The 17,495-nt window shown below is 34.6% G+C and carries 16 protein-coding genes and 1 tRNA gene; 5 read left to right on the plus strand and 12 right to left on the minus strand.

Annotation, left to right across the window (positions count from 1 at the left end):
- The first annotated feature begins 7 nt into the window (after nucleotides 1-7).
- The 4 genes from ABXZ36_RS08995 (at nucleotide 8) to ribB (ending at nucleotide 5,674) form a co-directional block, all read left to right on the plus strand.
- A complete protein-coding gene (locus ABXZ36_RS08995; RefSeq protein ID WP_354615175.1) occupies nucleotides 8-2,386 on the plus strand; it encodes an FtsK/SpoIIIE family DNA translocase in 2,379 nt (792 codons plus the stop codon).
- A 7-nt stretch (nucleotides 2,387-2,393) separates the two neighbouring features.
- Nucleotides 2,394-3,035: an outer membrane lipoprotein periplasmic chaperone LolA1 gene (gene lolA1 / locus ABXZ36_RS09000; RefSeq protein WP_354615176.1), complete on the plus strand. Its 642-nt coding sequence runs from the start codon at nucleotides 2,394-2,396 to the stop codon at nucleotides 3,033-3,035.
- A 73-nt stretch (nucleotides 3,036-3,108) separates the two neighbouring features.
- The gene (locus tag ABXZ36_RS09005) at nucleotides 3,109-4,554 is read left to right on the plus strand and encodes an LptF/LptG family permease (protein WP_435602321.1); all 1,446 of its coding nucleotides are present in this window, start codon (nucleotides 3,109-3,111) and stop codon (nucleotides 4,552-4,554) included.
- Complete coding sequence (gene ribB / locus ABXZ36_RS09010; protein ID WP_354615178.1) at nucleotides 4,544-5,674, plus strand: 3,4-dihydroxy-2-butanone-4-phosphate synthase; 1,131 nt, start codon at nucleotides 4,544-4,546, stop codon at nucleotides 5,672-5,674. Before ABXZ36_RS09005 ends, ribB begins: the two co-directional genes overlap by 11 nt.
- A 29-nt stretch (nucleotides 5,675-5,703) precedes the next feature.
- On the opposite strand, the gene ABXZ36_RS09015 is transcribed toward ribB, so the two are convergent.
- Entirely contained in the window at nucleotides 5,704-6,897 is a 1,194-nt protein-coding gene (locus tag ABXZ36_RS09015) for a DegT/DnrJ/EryC1/StrS family aminotransferase (protein ID WP_354615179.1), read from the minus strand.
- Nucleotides 6,898-6,966: 69 nt separating this feature from the next.
- The gene (locus tag ABXZ36_RS09020; RefSeq protein WP_354615180.1) at nucleotides 6,967-7,602 is read right to left on the minus strand and encodes a nitroreductase family protein; all 636 of its coding nucleotides are present in this window, start codon (nucleotides 7,600-7,602) and stop codon (nucleotides 6,967-6,969) included.
- 323 nt (nucleotides 7,603-7,925) lie between these two features.
- On the opposite strand from ABXZ36_RS09020, the gene ABXZ36_RS09025 reads away from it, so the two are divergent.
- Nucleotides 7,926-8,010 (plus strand) — tRNA-Ser (locus tag ABXZ36_RS09025).
- A gap of 853 nt (nucleotides 8,011-8,863) precedes the next feature.
- Here the strand turns inward: ABXZ36_RS09025 and ABXZ36_RS09030 are convergent.
- The 10 genes from ABXZ36_RS09030 to ABXZ36_RS09070 form a co-directional block, all read right to left on the minus strand.
- Nucleotides 8,864-9,682, minus strand: a complete 819-nt coding sequence (locus tag ABXZ36_RS09030; RefSeq protein WP_354615181.1) for an alpha/beta hydrolase — start codon at nucleotides 9,680-9,682, stop codon at nucleotides 8,864-8,866.
- 168 nt (nucleotides 9,683-9,850) lie between these two features.
- Nucleotides 9,851-10,123: a hypothetical protein gene (locus ABXZ36_RS09035; protein WP_354615182.1), complete on the minus strand. Its 273-nt coding sequence runs from the start codon at nucleotides 10,121-10,123 to the stop codon at nucleotides 9,851-9,853.
- 86 nt (nucleotides 10,124-10,209) lie between these two features.
- Nucleotides 10,210-10,980, minus strand: coding sequence for a DUF6090 family protein (locus ABXZ36_RS09040; RefSeq protein WP_354615183.1), 771 nt, complete (start codon nucleotides 10,978-10,980; stop codon nucleotides 10,210-10,212).
- Nucleotides 10,981-11,013: 33 nt separating this feature from the next.
- Nucleotides 11,014-11,469, minus strand: coding sequence for a GldL-related protein (locus tag ABXZ36_RS15805; RefSeq protein WP_435602313.1), 456 nt, complete (start codon nucleotides 11,467-11,469; stop codon nucleotides 11,014-11,016).
- 250 nt (nucleotides 11,470-11,719) lie between these two features.
- Nucleotides 11,720-12,448, minus strand: coding sequence for a DUF6090 family protein (locus tag ABXZ36_RS09045; protein WP_354615184.1), 729 nt, complete (start codon nucleotides 12,446-12,448; stop codon nucleotides 11,720-11,722).
- 237 nt (nucleotides 12,449-12,685) lie between these two features.
- Nucleotides 12,686-13,414: a TlpA family protein disulfide reductase gene (locus ABXZ36_RS09050; RefSeq protein WP_354615185.1), complete on the minus strand. Its 729-nt coding sequence runs from the start codon at nucleotides 13,412-13,414 to the stop codon at nucleotides 12,686-12,688.
- Between the two features lie 260 nt (nucleotides 13,415-13,674).
- Nucleotides 13,675-15,135, minus strand: coding sequence for a serine hydrolase (locus tag ABXZ36_RS09055; RefSeq protein ID WP_354615186.1), 1,461 nt, complete (start codon nucleotides 15,133-15,135; stop codon nucleotides 13,675-13,677).
- A 213-nt stretch (nucleotides 15,136-15,348) separates the two neighbouring features.
- Nucleotides 15,349-16,035 (minus strand): DUF4386 domain-containing protein, encoded by a 687-nt coding sequence (locus tag ABXZ36_RS09060; protein ID WP_354615187.1) that lies wholly within the window; start codon nucleotides 16,033-16,035, stop codon nucleotides 15,349-15,351.
- Nucleotides 16,036-16,107: 72 nt separating this feature from the next.
- Nucleotides 16,108-16,548: a DUF6326 family protein gene (locus ABXZ36_RS09065; RefSeq protein WP_354615188.1), complete on the minus strand. Its 441-nt coding sequence runs from the start codon at nucleotides 16,546-16,548 to the stop codon at nucleotides 16,108-16,110.
- A 219-nt stretch (nucleotides 16,549-16,767) separates the two neighbouring features.
- A complete protein-coding gene (locus ABXZ36_RS09070) occupies nucleotides 16,768-17,472 on the minus strand; it encodes an SDR family oxidoreductase (RefSeq protein ID WP_354615189.1) in 705 nt (234 codons plus the stop codon).
- Nucleotides 17,473-17,495: the final 23 nt, after the last annotated feature.

Genomic DNA, 17,495 nt, shown 5'->3' on the forward strand with positions numbered 1-17,495 from the left:
AGATTTAATGGCAAAGAAGGTAAAAAAGTCAAAGCCTATCGCTACAAAAAAAGGACGGTCACTAAAGTTGTCCAAAAAAAATAAAATAATATTGGGAAGCTTATTGATGCTTTTCAGTATAGCCTTGTTTTTTTCTTTTGTCTCCTTCTATTTTACTTGGCAGGCAGACCAAAGCCTCTTGAGTGAGTTTTCGGACAGAAACGAGCAAGCGAAAAACCTCCTAAATAAATTTGGGGCCTCCATTAGCCATTTTTTTGTGTATAAAGGGTTTGGCTTGGCTTCCTTAATATTCACCTTTCTGTTTTTTATTACTGGATTGCACCTATTTCTTAGCCTCGATAAAAAAGGGTTGTTAAGGAAATGGATCTGGGGCCTAATCTTTATCATCTGGATATCCATTACACTTGGGTTCTTTGCAGAAAAAAGGCCTTTATTGGGAGGAATTGTTGGATACGAAATGAATGATTTTCTACAAGACTATACTGGCAAAATTGGGGTGTTCCTTCTATTGTTGTTTGGTTTAACGGTTATCTTTGTCCGCTTATTCCAATTTACTCCAGAAACCATCATTAATTACTTTAAACAGAAAAGTAGCTCCCTGGGGACCGACTTAAAAACAAAGCCTTCTAAGGCAATAGATCAGAGTGACTTAGCAGAAGTACTACCAGAGAAAGAAGAAGCCCCTCAGGTCATTGATACCTATACCCATAAAAAAGATATACCCCCATTACAACTAGATGATACTGAAGATGGATTTAAGGTAGAAGTCGGCAAAAGTGATGAGGAGGATGATATCGCTATGGAAGTGGAGAAGATCAAAGAAGAAGTTGAAGATACCGATCTTTTGTCGAATAAATTGGTGGAGGATTTTGGAGAATTTGATCCAACCCTCGAATTGGGGAACTACAAATTCCCTACCATAGAATTACTGGACCAACATGGCGTTGGTGGAGGTATCACCATCAATCAAGAGGAACTAGAAGAAAACAAAAACAAAATTGTAGAGACCCTGCGGAACTACAAGATTGGTATCGCACAGATCAAAGCAACCATAGGGCCAACAGTAACCCTGTATGAAATAGTACCAGAAGCTGGGGTTCGTATTTCAAAAATTAAAAACCTAGAGGATGATATCGCCTTGTCCTTAGCGGCATTGGGAATCAGAATTATTGCACCAATCCCAGGAAAAGGCACCATCGGTATTGAAGTTCCGAATAAAAATGCTACCATCGTATCCATGCGATCTGTGATTGCATCTCCGAAATTCCAAAAAGCAGAAATGGAACTGCCTATTGCCTTTGGAAAAACCATTAGCAATGAAACCTTTGTGGTGGATCTGGCTAAAATGCCTCACTTATTAATGGCAGGTGCCACTGGACAGGGAAAATCTGTGGGATTAAATGCAGTATTGACCTCATTACTATATAAAAAACATCCTGCCGAGGTAAAATTTGTATTGGTAGATCCCAAAAAGGTAGAATTAACTCTTTTCAATAAAATTGAAAGACATTTCTTAGCCAAATTACCGGATGTAGAAGAAGCTATCATTACGGATAACACCAAAGTTATCAATACATTAAATTCACTTTGTATTGAGATGGACGATCGCTACGAGCTTTTGAAGCTTGCCATGGTCAGAAATATTAAGGAGTACAATACAAAATTTAAGGCTAGAAAATTAAACCCTAACGACGGACATAAATTTCTACCCTATATCGTATTGGTTATAGACGAGTTCGCAGATCTTATTATGACGGCTGGCAAGGAAGTAGAGACTCCAATTGCAAGATTGGCACAGTTGGCAAGAGCCATAGGGATACATTTAATCATTGCCACACAAAGGCCATCCGTTAATGTGATCACAGGGATCATCAAGGCGAACTTCCCCGCTCGTATTGCGTTTAGGGTTACCTCTAAAATAGATTCTAGGACCATACTAGATGCCCAAGGAGCCGACCAATTAATAGGTAGAGGGGACATGTTGTTCACCCAAGGAAATGACGTTACAAGAATTCAGTGTGCCTTTGTAGATACTCCAGAGGTAGCCAAAATAACAGAATATATAGGCTCCCAACGCGCATACCCAGATGCTCATATGTTACCTGAATATGTAGGTGGAGATGATTCTGGCACAAGTCTTGATAATGACATATCGGAAAGAGATGCCATGTTTAGAGAAGCTGCAGAGGTGATTGTGGTGGCACAACAAGGTTCCGCCTCATTGATACAACGAAAGCTTAAACTAGGTTATAACCGTGCAGGGCGTATCATAGATCAATTAGAGGCAGCCGGAATCGTAGGTTCCTTTGAAGGTAGCAAGGCCAGACAGGTTTTGGTGCAAGACATGTATGCGTTAGATCAACTATTAGAAAATGAAAAAAAATAACAAAGTGATGAAAAAATTATTTGTATTGGCATTTGTCTTGACCTCCAGCTTTTCCATGGCACAAAACGCTGCAAAGGCAAAGTCATTATTGGACGAAGTTTATAATAAGGTGCAGAGTTATAAAAACATCCATGTAGAATTTAAATATGCGCTTCAAAACACCGAAGCCAACATCAATCAAGAAACTAGAGGTGATGTCACCCTTCAAGGGGATAAATACCTGTTTAATTACTTAGGTTCACAGCAATTGTTTGATGGTAAAAAAGTATATACCATTGTCCCTGAAAATGAGGAAGTAACCATAGAGAACAAGTCTGAGGACGTAAATACCGTGACTCCTTCCAAAATGCTAACTTTTTATAAATCGGGACATAATTATGATTGGGATGTGCTTCAAAATATACAAGGAAGAAAAATCCAGTTCGTTAAATTGACCCCTATTGATACCCACTCAGAAATTAAAACCATCTTATTGGGCATTGATATTGGGACAAAACACATCTATAGACTCATTGAAACAGGAAAGAATGGTACAAAGACCACCATCACTGTTAATTCTTTTAAAACTGACCAGCCTTTATCAAAAACCTTATTTACATTTGATGAAAGCAAGTACAAGAACGAAGGGTACTACATTATAAGAAATTAGAAAGTTGAGGATACTAGACCGCTACATCCTATCGAGGTTTGTCTTTAATTTTGTCAGTTCGTTTGTCATTTTGATGTTTATCTTCATTTTTCAAACTATTTGGCTCTTTATTGACGATTTGGCTGGTAAAGGCTTAGATATTGCCATCATTGGTAAATTCCTATTTTACCTTATACCCAATCTTACGGAAAAAGTACTCCCACTTACCGTCTTACTTTCGTCCATCTTAACGTTCGGGAGCTTTGCCGAGAATTATGAATTTGCTGCCATGAAAGCCTCTGGAATATCCCTACAAAGAGCCATGTTGCCCCTTATTATCTTAGTGGTGTTTTTGGGAGGTGTGACTTTTTATTTTGCGAATAATATTATTCCGGCCTCTGAACAAAAAATTTACAATCTAAGAAAGAACATCGCTAAGGTGAAACCCGCCGTGGCCATTTCGGAAGGGGTCTTCAGTGATTTTGAAGGTACTGGCATGAATATTAAGGTTGACAAAAAATCAGGGGAGAATGACCGATTTTTAGAAAACGTTATTATCCATAAGAAATCTAGAACCAATATCAACAATACGGTCATCAAGGCCAAAACAGGAGAATTAGTAAGCAGTGAGGATTCGGATATTTTACAATTAGTGCTGCGGGACGGACATTATTACGAAGATGTACAAACAAGATCCAGTAGTGACAGCAAAAAACATCCTTTTGCCAAATCAAATTTTGAGACCTATACCATAAATATGGATCTTTCCGAACTCAATAATGTGGATATGGAGGAAGAAAGAGACGTGAGCACTGATAAAATGAAAAATATATCCAGACTCAGTAAGGATATAGATTCCTTAAGAGAAGACAATATAAAAACCGTTGAAACCTTTTCTAAGAGCATAGCTAATAGAATGGGAGCGTTTATTCCTCTCTCAAGGCCAATGGATAGTCTAACTCGTAAAAAACCAATGGACAGTCTTTTTGTTCCCTTGATGGCAGATCAATCTAAGGCTCCAGATATTGAAAAGGTGATAGATCTTTACCCTCAATGGCAAAAGGCACAACTACTAAGCTCAGCCAAAAACTCTAGCAATAACATATTAACATCCGTGGAAGGCAAGAAACAAGAGCTAGAAGTAAAGTATAAAATATACAACCTTCATATCCTTTCGTTACATAAAAAATATGCTTTGGCACTCTCTTGTGTAATTCTCTTTTTTGTGGGAGCACCATTAGGCGCCATTATAAGAAAAGGCGGACTAGGATTGCCCATGGTTATTGCAATCATCTTGTTCCTAACCTACTATTTTATTGGGGTATTTGCAGGAAACTATGCTAAAGAAGGGAATATAAATCCGATCCTTGGTGCTTGGCTATCTACCTTGATTATGTTGCCTTTGGGTGTATACTTGACCAAAAGGGCCACGGCCGACAAAGGATTAATGACTTTTGGAAATATCACTGATTTTTTCAAACAGTTTTTCAAGAAAATTTTTACTATCGCAAAAAAAGTTAATACCCATTATGACACATAAGACACAGCTGAATACAATTGAGGAAGCTATTGAAGACATTAAAAACGGTAAGGTAATTATCGTTGTGGATGACGAAAATAGGGAGAATGAAGGGGATTTTTTAGCTGCAGCAGAACTAGTCACTCCAGAACTGGTGAATTTTATGGCTACCCATGGCAAAGGTCTTATCTGTGCTCCTCTTACCGAAGGGCGTTGCAAGGAGCTAGGGCTTCATAGAATGGTGAACAACAATACAGATCCTTTGGAAACTGCATTTACAGTTTCTGTGGATCTTAGAGGGAATGGGGTTACCACTGGGATATCGGCCGCTGATCGTTCTAAAACCGTTATCGCATTGACCCACTCCGATACCAAACCTCATGATCTGGCAAGACCAGGACATATTTTCCCATTGGTGGCCAAAGAAGGTGGTGTATTGAGAAGAACAGGACATACGGAAGCAGCCATTGATTTTGCTCGCTTAGCCGGACTGCAGCCTGCGGGTATTATCGTAGAAATCATGAACGAAGATGGCACCATGGCCAGATTACCTCAATTGATGGTAGTGGCAAAAAGGTTCGACCTTAAAATTGTATCCATAGAAGCACTGGTCGCTTACCGAATGGAACACGACAGCCTGATTGAGAAAAAGGAGGATTTCAATATCACTACGCGATTTGGCGAATTTAGATTGAGAGCTTATAAACAGACCACCAACAACCAAATACATATAGCTCTTACCAAAGGGTCCTGGACCAAAAATGATAAAGTACTTACCAGAATAAATTCAACCTTGGTCAACAATGATATTTTGGGAACATTAACCAATAATCCCGATAAGAAATTAGAGGATATGTTTAATGCCATCAATACTGAAGGGAGAGGTGCCTTTGTCTTTATCAATCAGGAATCTCAATCCTTGAACCTATTGGGTCGACTTTCAGAGTTGAAGGACCTGCAACGAAAAGGAGTTTTAAAAGCACCCAAAATAGATATGGATGCCAAAGATTTTGGTGTTGGGGCCCAAATATTGCATGACATTAATATTGCTAAGATTAAATTATTGACCAATTCTGCCCAAACAAAGAGAGTGGGAATTGTAGGATACGGCCTAACCATAGAGGAATACGTGGGATACTAATTTCTTCTACTTACTAAAATAATATTCAGTTAAAGATTTTCGCGAATGGTTTTGGCCATCGTTTCGGCGCGCTGTTTCACCTCTTCTTTGGTCCAGCTCAGTTTGATTAAACATGATATGGTTCTTCCCATCCAATGATCTGATTTTGAAAAATCTGCCTTTTCATAATTAGGAAGATGGTCGTAGACTTTTGAAGGAAGATACCCAAGTGTTTTTAAGTGCTTTAAATGTGCCCATTTACGATGGTAATGCCAATTGTTATCGTACCAATAAAAACAAGCGTCTACTCCTGCTTTGGATAGCGAACCATGTACCTTTCTGGCCTGTTCTTCGGAAGGAAGGAAAAAACTAATAAAAGAATAATTTTCAATGCCATTTTCAGGCACTGTCCTAAAGGTGATTTCAGGAATTGTACTTAACGCCTTTTTGATTGTGTTGTAGTTTTTTTCTTGTATGCCTAAAAAAGTATCTAGTTTCTTCAATTGCGCCACACCAACAGCTGCATGTAGCTCAGAAATACGGTAGTTATATCCTAAAAAAGGATGGGCTTCTGCTCCCCTATCGGTACCTTCGTGGTCATGGCCATGATCAGAATAGTGATCAGCATTTTTATAATAAGTTTCGTCGTTAGTAATAATGGCGCCACCCTCACCACAAGTTATGGTCTTTACATAATCAAAAGAAAAGCAGCCCAAATCCCCATAACTCCCCAAAGGTTTCCCCTCATAAGTGCCTCCAATGGCTTGACAGGCATCTTCTAATAATAATATACTATGTTTATTACATAGATCCCTTAATGCTCTTAAATTAGCCATGGAACCACACATGTGCACTGGCATGATCACCTTGGTTCTGCTTGTAATGGCTTTTTCTACAGCCTTAGGTTCTAGGGTAAGGGTATCATCAATGTCCACTAAAATAGGAACCGCTCCCAAGGCTAGTACCGCTTCAAAACTAGCTACAAAGGTAAAGGTGGGCATGATCACTTCATCCCCTGCTCCTACCCCAGCACTAGCCATGGCTACTGTTAAGGCAGCCGTACCACTGCTTACCAACTGAGCGTGGTTCACTTTCATTCTTTTTGCAAGGGCCTTCTCCAATTCCTTAGCTTTCCAATGGCCATTTCGCTTACCATCAAAACCATAACGCATTAAAACACCGGAATTGAGAACATCATTAACTTGGTCTCTTTCCTTATCTCCAAAAAGTTCAAATCCTGGCATAAAATATAAATCGTAAAAAATTAATCTAATTCGGTTTGGAATATTTTATCTATATGGGACTTACCAATTTTAAATAATATCTATAATACTATCCTTCAATGGGCGTCTTACCTTTTTCATCTCTGCAAACATATCGTCTTGCGCCCTATATCCAACAGGCAATACCAGCACAGATGAAAGTCCAAATTCCTCTAACTCTAATAATTCATCATAGGCAGAGGGTACAAACCCCTCCATGGGACAAGAATCAATTTCTTCAAAAGCGCAGACCGTCAATAAATTTCCCAATGCTAAATAGGCCTGATTGGTAGCCCAATCCTTTACTTCCTTGAAGTCTTTTTTTGAGAATGAACTTACTAAGGCATCTTCAAAAGGATTGATAATGCTTTCACTAGTTTTTCTGATATTTTTTACCCTATTAAAATATTCCAAAATAAAATCTTTATCAACTACGCGTTCTATGCAAATGATTAAAACATGGGAAGCTTGAAATACCTGTTGTTGTCCATAAGAACTGGCTACCAATTTTCCCTGCATCTCCTTGTTCTGCAATACTACCATTCGAATAGGCTGCAATCCATATGAGGTGGCCGTTAGATTGAATGCTTTTTTTAATCTTTCTATTTTCTCGTTTGAAAGTGTTTTTTCTGAGTCGAACTTTTTAACAGCATAACGCCATTCTAAATTTTTAATACTATCCTTCATTTTCTCTTCTATTATAGCGATGCTTCAAAATTGTGTATGTTGAAATTCTATTTTCTCCATTATTAGGTAACAGCTTCTATCTTTTAACTACACTTCTACCACGAAACCAACTGTCAAAATTACTACTATTTTCTCAATTTTATTTTTAATACTGGAAAAAAGAACTGGTGTGTTACAAATATACAAACGGATAAAGCTAAGTATAGACTAATGGTCCGTAATTCTAATATTGAATGTGGTAATAATTTCATCTATAAAAATTCTCAAAAAATATTTAGGGATTACAAAAAAGGTTTATATATTTGCACGCGCTAAGATTATCTGGAGAAATGGCAGAGCGGTCGAATGCGGCAGTCTTGAAAACTGTTGAGGGTCACACCTCCGGGGGTTCGAATCCCTCTTTCTCCGCTTAAATTTGATGCTATTTGGTGTCAATTGTTATCAAAAGCCTGTGAATTATATTTTCACAGGCTTTTTTCATTTTCTCCGATACCAAATAAATGCATATAATATCAAATAAAAGGTGAGGTATTCGGTGAGTAAATTTGTAAAAAATTACTCACCGATTTAGCACTTAAAATACTGATATACTACAGCCAGTTTAAAGCTATCAAATTTTTCAATAATGCCTAGTGTCCAAGACGTTTTCATGAAGCGCATTGACCGACATGGAGCGAAGCAGAATGGAGAGGCAATGTGATGGAATGGATTTAATGTAAGAAGTTCTAATGAGGGCTGAATTCGCTGAGTAGTTTCAAATGAGAACACCAAAACAGTACATTTTAATAGAAAAAACATAAAATGTTGGAGAGTGTCTTACTTGCTCCTACTATTTGGTGATTTATTATCAAGAATTGAGGTATATAAATTACAATTAAATCCTAAAATTATTAATGGCTATAAGCACAAATCAAAATGTTTCACCTATGCTTTCCCAGCATAAAAAGAGCCCTCAAACTGAGGAGTTTTTAACTGCTAATTGAAAGACTGTAAGTAAATCCTTGGAGAATCTAGCTCTTACACCAAGCACACAAGATCCTAATTCTGGCATGTCATCCAATTCCAACACGCCTGTATTATTTCAATCTTTATCTATTTTTACTTGCCTAAATCATACGCCCATTTTTTATGCGTGTATAATTGATTTTTTGTATACATATTTCAGGACGGGTCAGTTGCTAACGTCTAGTCTATGAGCCGTTCTAATGGCTTATATACATTGTTGTTATGCGTTTATTTCAGTAATATCTATGGGTTAACTTCAATTATTAATAAAATTTAAAATAGGAATCATAAAATCGTCATTTACATTTTGATAGATTGCATTGTGTCCATAATTATCAATTAATAATAATTGAGCATTGTTTCCAGCATTTTTAAATATTTTCTCACTGTTAGTAAAAGGAAGCCTATTATCCGCTCTACTATGAACTAAAAACAATGGTAAACTTGTTTTACTTGCATTTTCCATATTATTCCAAACATCAGGAAATAAAAATGACAAACTACTTGGAAGATCACCACTCGCTATAGCTTCTTCTCTGATTGAAGAAAAGGGAGCGTGAACTAATAATTTTGAAGGTGCTGGAATAAGTTTGTTGGCCATTTCTAGCAAAGGACCACTCCCCAATGAATGCGATAAAGCAATACGTTCAGAAGATTCTGGGGTAAGTTGTATATATTGTTTGTAAGCAGCCAGGATGTCTTGATTTAAATTCTCAATACTAGGAGAACCGGTACTGCTGCCAAATCCGCTGTAGGAAAATACAAAAGATGAAAAGCCTTTACTCTTAAGATAGACTTGTATTTCCTTCCATTCATATAAGGCTTCGGCATTTCCAGTACAAATAAAAACGGATGGAGCCCCCTTTGATGTAATTAAAAAGTTTGCATTCAATTGACGGTCATTTGAAGAAATTTTTAAGTTGACAAAAGGTATTTCCTCAAGAATTCCCTCTTTTTCGGGAACCACTTTAAAAACAGCATTATTTATCTCTAAAATAGCCAGTTTTTGAAAGCCAAAGAATCCAGCAATTCCTACTAACAATATTATCAATATAATTTTATTCCTTTTTTTCATTCTTTTATTTAGTTTTTATTCCTCACAACATTTAGGCTAAGATTCCGATGTTGAGATTTGATATTTATCAAATCGAGCTTGGGTTCATGCCTGTCTAATGTACAAAACTTTCTGAATTGTAGTAAATAAACTAAACAATAAATTATAGCCCTTATTGTAAGCAGTTTTTTATTTTTCTTTCAGAATCATTAAGCAGAAAGAAAATTCATCATGAATTTTTTCGTCGAAAATATTAGCTACGGTTTGCACTATATAATTTCCTGGTCCATATTCTCTTTTCCAAAGTTCCTTATCCGCAATGTCTTCAGCCATTTCGTTAGTCACTTTTATAATATCTCCAGCTTTTGGCTCGTTTAAAAAAGTATAGTTAATCCAAAAGCGACCACTATTATTAGACAATTCCTCTACACTTTTATGAATCCAAACTTTTGATATATACATACATTTAATTTATTGAATCTGTTTTAACTAGTTCAGTTAATTTCTCATTTAGTTGTTTGAGTCCTTGATTTTGTTTTTTTATTAATTTAAACTTTATCTTCTTCTTTTGAAAGTTCTTTATTGATTTTGAAAAACAAAGATTTTGATTTTATTAATAAATCTTCAAAGTGCCCAATCAAATAACCATACTTGATATAATAATTTATTTGCGTGTCTTCAATGAGTTTGAAGGATTCTGAATTAGGGTCATTTATAAATTCCCAATTTGTCCCTTCAAATAACCTTTTTTCATCATACAAATCAGGAACATAATATTTTATCCCAACACTTGCTGATTTACTGAATATTTCTCTAGCAGTAAAATTGTTTATTTCAATAAAATGGTCCGCTGCAATCTGATATTCGCGATATAAATCAAGTATTTCTATTTTTAAACTTTCATTTTGAAATATATTTGTTAATCCAGTGTTTTTCAATTCCTCATAAGTACTTGTCTGCAGCACTAAACTTTCCGTAACATAACTTTGTAAAATATATAATTGTTTGAATTCCTTTTCTGTTTTTTGAACATTATATAATTGATGGACAAATTGATAAATCTTAGCCTTTTCACCTTTTAAGTATTGCATCTTATTTTCTAGATACAAAGTGTCCTTTTCAAGATCATTTTTGAGCCTGATTAAATAAGTCAATTCAATTTTTTCTGCTTTTCTATTTTCGTTCCAATTATTAATTTGTAGAGCAATCAAAATTCCAATGACAACGAGAATTATTTCACCAACAGCATATATCAAATATTTGCCGAATTTATTATCAGTGATCATATTTTGACGAATTTTTGTAAAGAATTTTATCATTAGGTAACGGTTGGTTTTAATGAAGCACAACGTTTAGGCTATGATTTCGTTGTGGGAAACGTCGTAGACTTTTCCACTTATGAAATCAGGCCGTTTGATGGTTACTATTATTGTTTTATGTATGATGCCACAATGAATTATAGCCCATGTTGTCCAGTCGTTTTTTGATTTTTTTTTTAGTCGTTTAGAAAATTTCTGTCCGAGTCGCATTAGTTTATTTCTTTGAATCAAATAAAATATTGTCAAGATGCTCGGCATTATGAACATAGTTATAATCCAGAATGACTTGTTATAAATATTGTTCTTCAACATATCACTAAATACGATTATCCAGGTCGAAAAGAAAAGTATTAGTCCGACAGTTAAAAATATCTGTGAAAACTCCCAATGTTGAACTTTAGCTAAAGCACCAACGATTGTAAGCAATAGGTTTCCAATTACTAAAGACCAAACAGTCTTGATGTCAATTTTAAAGTCTGTATTATTCAATTTTAGTGGTTGTTATTTATTTTTCAGCTTTTCATTTTTAAATGACGCACAACGGTTTTGTATATGAAAAGTAGCGCTGAAAATAAGCGATAATTTTCGGATGAAACACAAGCCGAATTTTTAAATTTTACTAATTATTTTATTTTTGGAAATTTGTCAAATTTAAAAATTTGGTGACTTCCTAAAAATGCCCGAACCTTCGTGTTAGCAACGACTCGCGCTATTTTTTATATACGTTGTTGTGCTTTCGTTATTTTTTTAATCTTTTAATTTCTTTATCAATTTCGGTTATAACTGTAATAGTTTTTTCCAACATCATATATGAGTAATTCTGAAAGTTTTCGTTTTCAGCTGTAATATGGGATAATGTATTCAGGAATTCTGTGTCTCCTTTCAAGTCATTATAATTGTTCGGTATTTTATGGTCAATATCTTTTGTTGTAAAAAGCCTTTTATTCAGCATATTGTATGTGTTCGAGTAAACCTCACTTTTTAAATCTCTGATGTGTGAATTAACTAAATACGTCTCATCATATAATTCAATAATTTGTTTTCTTAATGAATCGTTTTTTAGAGAGTGAAGACCTTTCGATTTAAGTGTTTCATATGCCATTTGTTGAGGAAAAAATACTTCATATCGATTAATGTTTCCAAAACTAAATTGAAGTGAATCATTAAAGGTTGAATTATTATCTTTTAATAAAGAAAGAATGTGTTGATTTCCTGTAATTATTATTGAGTCTCTCGAAATCAAATTATCTATCTTGATTTTATTATTAGCAATGTCGTTATAAAGACCGGATAATATTTCCAATTCCAAGTTAGACTCTTTTCTGTTTTCATTCCAATTATTAATTGATAGCGCAATTAAAATTCCAATAACAACAAGGATTATTTCTCCAATTGCATAAAGTAAATACTTACTGAATTTGTTTTCAGTCAGCATTTTTTGTCTAATTTTTCTAAAGAATTTTATCATTGGTTAGCGGTTTCTGATAATGAAGCACAACGCTTCAGCTATGAGTTGTGCGGAGGCAAGGAAACGTTTTTGTTTCTGTCTTCGCACGTAGCAAAAGCTTTTTGTTTTGATTTATATTTTTTCGCCAGAGCAATCCCGACGCTTCGGGAGAAAAGATTTTGCGGACATAGTAAATATACGCTTACTTTAGATTAAACACCAAACCCCCGCACTACTTATAGGTATTGTTAGCAACAGTTATTTTAGCTTTTCAATAATCTTAATTATTTCATTTCCCTCTCCCATTTTCAATTCTTCTTCTCCTTCTTTACGTTCATATGGAATTCCACCTTTCACATATTTTAAGACGCCATTTTTATCTAAAAACAAATTCATCGGATACGCTTGAATTCCTAATTGGTCAGTAAAATCTTTAGCATTAATTAGATGTTCAAAGTCAAACGGATGCTTTTTTAGAAAATTCGTTACATCTTCTTTTTGTTCATAAGTAATTGCAATAAAGTTAAAGTCATCTTTGTACTTTTCTTTTATCTTATTCAAGACTGGCATTTCGTCTATGCAAGGTGCACATCTTGTAAACCAAAAATTTAACATAGTTGGTTTACCTTTTAGTTTTTCTGAATTAAAGTTTTTATCCACTAAAGTATTTAAGTCAAATTTTAGGAATTCCTTGTTTTTATATTCAGACAATGGTCCAGAATTCATTAGATTTTCAGACTTTTTATCACTAATAGCAAAAGTTATTCTTGAAATTATAGAATCTTTTTTAGTTTCTGTGTCATTGATAGTAAAACTCCCATATAACTGTTTTTTCATCACGTCACTCATTTTAGCAACTTGTTCAGTTAGCATTTTATTCGCTTCAGCTTCTGTAATTCGATTTTTTCCATCAGTAGTGTAGTAAGTTGTTTGAGAAAATGAATTGATAGAAATTAAGAGAAATAATGTTGTAATTAAATATTTCATATTTTTTTGTTTTAATTGTTGCTAACGTTTCAGCTATATGTAGTGCGGAGGCAAGGAAGCCTTTTGTTTCTGTCTTCGCACGTAGCAAAAGCTTTTTGTTTTGATTTATATTTTTTAGCCAGAACAAAATCGAAAAGATTTTGCGGACATAGTAAATATACGCTTACTTTCAATTAAACACTAAATTCCGCATTACTTATAGCGTTTTAGCTAAGCTGCGTTTCAATGCAGTTTAGGTTTTGTTGGCAATAGTTGTTATACTAGTTCTTAATTAATTCTGTTAGCTTTTTCTGTGAATCTTTATATCCTAGTTCAATTGCTTTTTGGTAGCTTTTTATTGCGTCCTTTTTTAGGTCATTTGCCTTATATCCATCACCTAATGAATCCCAAAGATTACCATCGTTAGGGTATATTTGAACATTTATTTTAAATAACTCTAAAGCCCATTCCAAATTTTCATTAGATTTTAATACTAGATTTCCAGTTGTATTTAAAGCCCCTGAATCTGTAAAATCATCAGCGTAATTTTCTTGAAGTAATATAACGAGCTCATTCGATTTATCTGTTGGATGTTGTTTTATATAATTCATCATAAAGGAGTATATATTGTCTTTTATAGGTTCAGGGACATAGGTTTTGTCCAAAATCATTTTTTCAACAACACGAGCAATGCCCTCTACTCTTGCGCTATTTGCGTTTGTAGCATATACTATGTACATATCCTCCTTAGGATACCATATTAACGAATGTGCAAAAGGTCCGTTAGAGCCATTATGAGATATTCGTAATCTATCGTTTTCTATATTTTTAACCCCCCAGCCATAGCCATAACTATAAGTACTATTGGAAGACGAAACATAAGGCGTTGTTAATTTTTCGAATGATTCCGGTGTTAATATCTTATTCTTTTTCAATGCTTTATACCAAAGAAGCATGTCATTTTGAGTTGAATTAATACCGCCATTCCCTTTTAAGTGCCAATTGACAGCTCCAGCTTCTTGATAACGAGTAACCGTTGACTCCGTTTCTATTATATTTCTGTTGTAACCATGAGACAGCTGTTTTGCATCCCATTTAGGCAGGAGATACCCTGTTTGTAACATTCCTGCTGGTGTAAAAAGATGCTCGTTTAAGAAAGCTTCGTAGGATTGACCAGAAGCTAATTCAATGATTCTTCCCAATATGCTATAGCCAGTATTAGAATAAGAATATTTTTCACCAGGCTCAGCTAATAATTTACTCGCGAAAATTTTCTCAAAAAAGTCCTTTTGCGAGATTTCTGAAAAATCTCTTCCAAGAGATTCTACAAAGCCTGCAGAGTGAGTTAACAATTGGTGTATTGTAATGCTTTGCTTGTCAATTGGTAGCTCAGTAAAATATTTACTTAATGAATCCGTAACATTTAGTTTGTTTTGTTCAACAAGTTTTAAAATTGCTGTACTTGTGAATTGTTTTGTGTTAGAACCAATGTCAAAAATAGTGTTTGGGTTATTAAGAGTTTTGTTGTCCTTGTTTGCCCACCCATAACCCTTGTTAATAATTAATTCTCCTTCTTGAATAACTAGAATTGCTCCTGAAAACCCATTGGTAGTTCCATTACTCAAATAATTGTCAATTTTAGTAAAAGTGTTTTTCGAATTTAAATCTTCTTGAGCATTTGAAGTTAATGTTCCAAGAATTATTAATGCAATTGTCGAGAAGATAAGACTTGTTTTTTTCATTATGATTTCTAATTTCTTAGTAAGGCGTGAAGAATTCAAAATAGGTTACACAATTTTCATAATTATTGCCAACGCCTAGGCTATGATTTCGTTGTGGGAAACGTCGTAGACTTTTCCACTTATGAAATCAGGCCGTTTGATGGTTTCTATTTCAGTTATTGGCATAATGCACAATGAATTATAGCCATTGTTGTATGCCGTTTTAATTTAATTTCACTCATTACTAGGTCTTATCCCAAAAATTAGCAAATAACCAATCATCCAAAATTCTCCAATGGTTGCGGGTAGAATAAGAAATCTATTGAAACTAATATCAATTCCTGTGTAGCGGATAACGGTGGTAATTAGATAGCCTATACCCCCTAAAATAATAACTCTCCCTAACCAGACAGGCATTCTTTTAGATTTGATGACTATGTATCCCATTGGAAACAGCCAAAGCCCAAAGAATAGACCACCAATACCCCAAGCATTTGATATTATATTTTGAAAAACCTGAATTAGTACAACTTTGTCTTTCATAGCACTTATATCAGAATTTGCAATACCTATTGCGGAGGCCATTGAAATTGCACTTATCATAATGACTAAAGCATTCACCATTCCCCATATACCTAGAGTCCAAGCCTCCCATTCATAATTATCTTTAAATAATTTGAAAAACCAAACTGCGGTAAGTGCCTGAGATATTACGATAGCAAACTCTAACAGCAACCTAATTCTTGCAGTAGATTCTAATTCTATCAAATTCGTTAGCGTTTGTTCAGGATTACCAGACACAAATATTTGAGAATGAAAGACCATAAACCCTAAAATTCCTGAAATGGCCATCATTAAATACCACACGCCAGTTGTTCTTGCAGTTTTAATCAATTGCTTTTGTTTTTTATTTACACTCATAGATTATTTGCGTTTGTTAAAAAATGAATTTAAAAATTTAGTTATTATTATAACTTCCTGTTACATGTAACACTATTCCACTTTAGGCCAATTCCATGCTTGATAAATAATCATTGCAAAAACAAAAACTTCTATAAGATTGAATAAAATATAAAATGTGTGCCATTGACTACCTAAAGTAGAAACGATAATTAAAATAGACATGCTTGCATATAAGGCTGCAATAGAAATATTCAACCATTTATTAATTTGTGTTTTCAGAAAAACGGACAAAAAGATCATTAACGAAGGAATAATTAAAATCACAGAAAAAATAACCAAAATCTCAGGAGATGTTGGTCCCATTGGTGTTTGAAGATCAATCATTTTCTCTAACTTTTTAGGTGTCATCAGCTGAAAAAAGTCAGCATATATATACAAAAACATTAATGCAGTCCAGAGTGCTGCTAGTTTAATTTTGATGTTAACATTGTAATTGGTCAATGATTTGGAAGAGGTCCTTTTTACACTCATATTTGTTTACTTTTAGTAATTCATACTAAAATTTGACGATGTAACAGGGTAATTGTTACAGTTTTGCCCTAATGGCACACAAGTGTTACTATATGAAAAGTAGGCGATTATGAAGCACTAAACTTTTAGTTAAGCACAAAGTTTGATACGAGCCAAAAGCCTTGATTTTATACCTGTTTCGCCTATTTTTTATATACATTGTTGGCGATAGTTTTTTTATTAAAAGGGGTTGGTTGCCCAAATGTTTAGTTCTTGTACAAACCCTTTATCCCGCATTTGAACAACAGACACAATGGAATGAGCTATTTCTTCAGGACCTAATTTGTTAGGCATCTCTTCTCGTTCCTCTCTTTTTGGGTCGGCAAAAGCTGTAGCTACTTCACTTGGGTTAACCAAAGAAACTCGTATGTTGAATTTACGTAATTCAGCTTGCCAAGATTGTGTCATTCCTCTTAAGGCAAATTTTGAAGCAGCATAAATACTTCCTCCCGCAAACCCCTTTTGACTTGCGCTAGAACCGATATTTATAATGTTGCCATAATTTTGTTTTTTAAATGTTTTTACAATTTCTTGTGTAAGTAGAGCAAGTCCAAAAACATTAGTCGTAAATATGCTTTGCAAATCTTCTACGTTTATTTCACCCAATTTTGAAAAAACGCCTATTCCTGCATTATTTACTAAGACATCAATTTTTCCACCCAAAAGCGATATGGCTTTTTCAGCCATTTCATTAATCGTATTTAAATTGCTTATATCAAATAATAAAGGAATGGCCCCAATTTCAGTAGCAACTTGATTTAATTTAATTTCGTCTCGCCCTGTGATCACAACTTTAGCTCCCCTTTGGATAAATTGCTTTGCTGTTTCTTTGCCAATTCCTGAACTTCCTCCAGTAATTAAAATTCTTGAATTATTTAGTTCCATTTCTCGTTTTACCTTTTTGAATT

The organism is Sediminicola arcticus (assembly GCF_040566695.1).
GTDB classification, from domain to species: Bacteria; Bacteroidota; Bacteroidia; order Flavobacteriales; family Flavobacteriaceae; genus Sediminicola; species Sediminicola arcticus.